The organism is Streptomyces poriferorum, from assembly GCF_019399235.1.
GTDB classification, from domain to species: Bacteria; Actinomycetota; Actinomycetes; order Streptomycetales; family Streptomycetaceae; genus Streptomyces; species Streptomyces poriferorum.
Genome location: NZ_JAELVH010000474.1, coordinates 1 through 2,761, shown reverse-complemented (window position 1 = coordinate 2,761; position 2,761 = coordinate 1). Strand labels below are relative to the sequence as shown.

The following is a 2,761-nucleotide window of genomic DNA, read 5'->3' as shown; positions in this document are numbered from 1 at the left end:
AGGACGGCCTGGAGCCGGCGGGCCGCACGGGCTTCGGACTCCACGTACGCGGCCGAAGCCCGTGCGGCCCGCCGGCTCCAGGCCGTCCTTCAGGTGCAGTGACGGGATCTCGTAGTCACCGAAGTTCTGGCGGCGGAACGCGATCGGCTCCGTCGACTCCAGTGTGAGCAGGCGCTGTTCCCAGGCCTTGGCGGCGTCCGGGAAGTCCTCGCCGGTCATCCGGTCGGTGCCGTAGAGCACGAACGGGGGCAGTACCTCGATGCCCGGGTAGTAGAGGATGCCGTGCTGGATGGGGAACAGCAGGTCGTCGATGGGGCCGTTGATCCCGCGCGCGGTGTAGTGCGACTCCTGGCCGCCGACCGTGACCGACAGCAGGGCCCTGCGGCCCGCGAGGGTGCCTTCGCCGTAGCGCTCGCCGTACTTGGTCTCGTTGTGCTCGCCGACGCCGTACGCGAAGTGAAAGGTGAACACCCGGTCCACCCAGCCCTTGAGGATCGCGGGCATCGAGTACCACCACAGCGGGAACTGGAAGATGACCGTGTCGGCCCACAGCAGCTTCTCCTGCTCGGCGCGGACGTCCGGGGTGAGCGTGCCTGCGTCGAAGGCCCGGCCCGAGTCCCGGGCGACGCTCAGTGGGCTCGACGCGTCGGGGCCGTAGTCCGCGGCGTCCACGACCGGCTTCCAGTCCATCGCGTACAGATCACTCACCCGCACCTCGTGGCCGGCGGCCTCCAGCGTGGACACGGCGAGGTCCTTCAGCGAGCTGTTGAGCGACTTCGGCTCGGGGTGGGCGTGGACGATCAGTGTCTTCATCGGAACTCCTTCGAGAAGGTCGGTGCCCTCGATTCAAGGCGTCCTGGCGCCCGCTGTTCAGGGGCGCCTCTTCCGTCGGACCGGACTTCCTGGGACTGGCAGGGCCACCCTCACGGGCCGTACCGCGGTGATACTGGAGGAATGGACGATCTCGATCTCGCGGGCTTCCTGCGGACCCGGCGCTCCCGGGTCGACCCGGCGGACGTCGGCATCCCGACCGACAGCCGCCGCCGGGTCGAGGGGCTGCGCCGGGAAGAGGTCGCACACCTGTCCGGAGTCAGCGTCGACTACTACGTACGCCTGGAGCAGGGCCGGGCCACCCAGCCCTCCGAGCAGGTCCTCGACGCGCTCGCCCGCGTCCTCGGCCTCGACGAGACCGAACGCGAGCACCTCCACCGCCTCGCCCGCCAGCGGCGGCGCCGTGCGAAGGCGCCGGGCGGGCGGGTGCGGCCGGAGGTGCTGCGGGTCCTGGATCTGGTCGTCGACGCACCCGCGCTGATCATGGACCACCGCCTGGACGTGCTCGCCGGGAACCGTCTCGCGGGGCTGCTGTACGGCCTGCCCGTGCCGGGGCTGAACACCGCCCGGCATCTCTTCCTGGAGGAGACCGAGCGCGGCCTCTACGCGGACTGGGAGACCTGCACGCTCGACGCGGTCGGGCACCTGCGCCTGGCTGCCGGCAGATATCCCGAGGATCCCCGCCTGGCCTCGCTCATCGGCGAGCTGGCGATGGGCAGCGAACGCTTCCGCCGGCTCTGGGCCCGCGCGGACGTGCGCGCCCGGACCCACGGCCGCAAGGCGTACCGGCATCCGCTGGTCGGACTGCTGGAACTGCACCAGGAGAACTTCGCGTTGCCGGACGACTCCGGCATGGAGCTGCTGGTGCTGTCGGCGGCCCCCGGAAGCCCCGCCGAGGACGGGCTGCGCCTTCTCGCGGGGCTCGGCGCGGACGGCGAGGACGCGCGGCCCGCGGTGGACGGCCGGTCTTCGGCGAGCGCGCGTCAGGTCCGCGAGTAACTCACTGCACGCAGAACTCGTTGTCCTCCGGGTCGCTGAGCACCGTCCACGTCCCGCCCTGCTCCGCCACCTCGCGGAGCACCTTCGCGCCCAGCTTCTCCAGCCGGGCCACCTCCGCGTCCCGGCGCTCGGGTCCGGCGTGCAGGTCGAGGTGGAGGCGGTTCTTCACCGTCTTGGGCTCCGGTACACGCTGGAACAGCAGCCGCCGCCCGAGCCCCGTCCCGCTCTCCGGCTCGAAGGGGTCGTCCGGATGCCGTACCGCCGCCAGGTCGAGCCAGGCACGCCGTCCGTGTGCGGTCGTCGTGATCGCCTCCGGTACGGCTCCGAGGCCCAGGAGGCGTTCGACCAAGGGGCTGTTGTCCTCGATCTCGTAGCCGAGAGCCGCGGACCAGAAGCCCGCCTGGGCGTGCGGGTCCGCGGCGTCGATGACGACTTTCCAGTCAAGAGTCATGCGGGTCATTCTTGCCCGGAAGGGTTGATTCCGGTGGGTGAATCGCTACGAGCCGGGCGAAGGCGACCACGTTCGACTGGTAGCCGCCCGCGGCCGGATCGTAGGCACCGCCGCAGGTGAGCAGGCGGAGTTGGGCGTCCTTCGCCGGGCCGTAGACGCGGGCGCTGGGGAAGTCGCTCTTCTCGAACTCCTCGATCGCGTAGACGCGGAAGGCCGCGACCGTCCCGTCGGACCGCCGCACGTCGACCGTCGCGCCGGAGCGCAGCGTGTCGAGCCCGGCGAAGGCGGCCGGGCCGGTCGGGGTGTCGACGTGGGCGACCACGATCGCGGTGCCGGGGGAGCCGGGGGCCACCCCGTCCCGGTACCAGCCGGCCAGATTGCGTGCCGCCGGGTCGGGCACGCCGAGCTTGCCCCGGTCGTCCAGGGTCAGGTCCACCAGGGGCGCGCTGACCTGGAGGGCGGGGATGTCGACGCGAAGGG

At 71.7% G+C, this 2,761-nt stretch carries 4 protein-coding genes; 1 reads left to right on the top strand and 3 read right to left on the bottom strand.

From position 1 onward, the window contains the following. Positions 1 to 813 (bottom strand): NAD(P)H-dependent oxidoreductase (locus JGS39_RS38620; RefSeq protein WP_219574437.1); only part of this gene is annotated, 813 nt, incomplete at its 3' end. A 141-nt stretch (positions 814 to 954) separates the two neighbouring features. Between JGS39_RS38620 and JGS39_RS38615 the strand changes: the two genes are divergently transcribed. Next, the gene (locus tag JGS39_RS38615) at positions 955 to 1,830 is read left to right on the top strand and encodes a helix-turn-helix transcriptional regulator (protein ID WP_219574436.1); all 876 of its coding nucleotides are present in this window, start codon (positions 955 to 957) and stop codon (positions 1,828 to 1,830) included. Position 1,831: 1 nt separating this feature from the next. Here the strand turns inward: JGS39_RS38615 and JGS39_RS38610 are convergent, their stop codons facing one another. Then, complete coding sequence (locus JGS39_RS38610; RefSeq protein WP_219574435.1) at positions 1,832 to 2,290, bottom strand: VOC family protein; 459 nt, start codon at positions 2,288 to 2,290, stop codon at positions 1,832 to 1,834. Continuing rightward, the coding region (locus JGS39_RS38605; protein WP_219574434.1) for a class F sortase at positions 2,271 to 2,761 on the bottom strand (491 nt) is incomplete at its 5' end. The genes JGS39_RS38605 and JGS39_RS38610, both read right to left, overlap by 20 nt.

Bases quoted from the DNA above. Each gene is read 5' to 3' on its own strand.
- JGS39_RS38615 (WP_219574436.1), top strand. From the start codon at position 955: ATGGACGATCTCGATCTCGCGGGCTTCCTGCGGACCCGGCGCTCCCGG.
- JGS39_RS38610 (WP_219574435.1), bottom strand. From the start codon at position 2,290: ATGACCCGCATGACTCTTGACTGGAAAGTCGTCATCGACGCCGCGGAC.